General features: G+C 43.8%; 2 protein-coding genes. Both read left to right on the top strand.

The genetic code is table 11. The annotated features are described in order from the left end of the window. Positions 1–62 precede the first annotated feature (62 nt). Positions 63–755: a helix-turn-helix domain-containing protein gene (locus C8U37_RS14590; protein WP_211306280.1), complete on the top strand. Its 693-nt coding sequence runs from the start codon at positions 63–65 to the stop codon at positions 753–755. Continuing rightward, positions 716–1,645, top strand: a complete 930-nt coding sequence (locus C8U37_RS14585) for an IS3 family transposase (protein WP_211306282.1) — start codon at positions 716–718, stop codon at positions 1,643–1,645. The genes C8U37_RS14590 and C8U37_RS14585 overlap by 40 nt, the downstream gene beginning before the upstream one ends. Positions 1,646–1,818 lie beyond the last annotated feature (173 nt).

Below are 1,818 nucleotides of genomic sequence, written 5' to 3'. Positions count from 1 at the left end.
GTGGTATGCTACCTCTATATAGGACATTGAATTATTTCAAGTCTTATATAGGGGGTTTTTTTATGTCTAAAAGAGCTATGAAATTATCTGTCGAAAACAGAGTCAACATTGTCGAGCAATACCTGACAAATGAAATCGGCATAGCAAGGGCAGCACAAGACGCTGGGGTATCTCAAGAGACGGTCCGCAGTTGGGTTAGACTTTATGAGAACGGCGGTCCATCGGCCCTTTTACCGGCCAAGAACAATAAGCATTACTCCAAGGAGTTGAAGTTGTCAGCCGTCACGGACTATCTAAACGGCCTGGACAGCATGATTGAAATCGCAAAAAAATATGGTTTACGCAGCAAGACGCAACTGCAGAACTGGTTAAAGGATTATAATACTCATAAAGACTTCAAAACAACAAGTGGAGGAAGCTATATGAGTAAATCCCGGGCAACAACATCAGATGAGCGTTTGAAAATTGTGTTGGAATGCATAACCAACGATAAAGACTATGGTGCCATGGCCATCAAATACCAAGTCTCCTATCAAAACATCTATCAATGGGTAAAGAGATATGAAGAATTAGGAGAAGCTGGGCTGGAAGATCGCCGTGGGCGCAGGAAAGGGACAATGCCTAGCCGGACTCCCGAGGAATTACTCCAAGACGAGTTGGCACGTTTAAAACGCGAAAACCAACGCCTACAAATGGAACTTGATGTAACAAAAAAATTCCAAGAATTAGAAAGGAGGGATCGCTGGCGGAAGTAAGAAAACTAGCTGAGTACGAAACCATCAAGCAACTCCATACAGAAAAAGGTTATCCGGTGCAAGTGATGTGCGAAATCTTACACGTGACACGCTCCGCCTATTATCGCTGGCTTAAGCAACCACATAGTCCGCGGGAGATTCGCAACAATCAAATCGCTGAAGTGGCCAAACAAATCTATGAAGAACATGACGATAAGGGTTATCGTCGAATTCGCGACGATTTAGAAGGCATCTATGGCATTACCATCAGTGACAACCGCGCCCTTCGGATCTGTCGTAGTCAACAAATCAAATCCCGAATCAAACATCGTGCCAATAGCATTACCAAAGGTGCCCAGAAGCCTTATCATATCGCGGAAAATCACCTCAACCGGAACTTTCGTGCAGATGCACCAAACGAAAAGTGGTTGACTGATGTGACCGAATTCAAGTATTACGAGGGACCGGAAATCAAGAAAGTATATTTGAGTGCCATTTTGGATCTCTATGACCGTCGAATTGTCGCGTACATAATCAGTGATCGAAACGATTTGCCTTTAGTCCTACAGACGTTTGATGCGGCCATACAAAAGGAACCAGAAGCTCAACCATTGTTTCACAGTGACCGTGGATTTCAATATACGAGCAAGAAATTCTGTTTGCGATTGGAAACTGCCGGCATGTTGCAAAGCATGTCCCGTGTCGCCCGTTGTATTGATAATGGGCCTATGGAAGGGTTTTGGGCCCTCATCAAACGTGAAAAATATTACCGTCGTAAATTTACGAGTCGTTCTTCTTTAGTTGAGATGATCCACAACTATATGGAATATTACAATAACAGACGCATTCAAAGAAAGTTGCATATCATGACTCCAATGGAGTTTCATAATCACTATTTCGTGGCCGCCTAATGGGCCCTCACGTTTTGTGAGTGAAGCGGTTTGTGCTTCATTCATGAAACGTGTGGGGAGCCAAGCGTAAGCGCGGCAGGTTTATATACGGAAAAAAACTGCCCCCACATTACTGGGAGCAGTCTGTAAAACTGTTTAAATATTTTACTGTCCTATTGACGGGTGGCACACCA

Source organism: Trichococcus patagoniensis (assembly GCF_003051085.1).
GTDB lineage: Bacteria > Bacillota > Bacilli > Lactobacillales > Aerococcaceae > Trichococcus > Trichococcus patagoniensis.
The sequence above is the reverse complement of the archived record's forward strand: the minus strand, read 5'-3'. Positions and strand labels throughout refer to the sequence as shown.

Excerpts from the sequence above, each read along its gene's own strand:
- C8U37_RS14590 (WP_211306280.1), top strand. The coding sequence starts at position 63 with ATGTCTAAAAGAGCTATGAAATTATCTGTCGAAAACAGAGTCAACATT.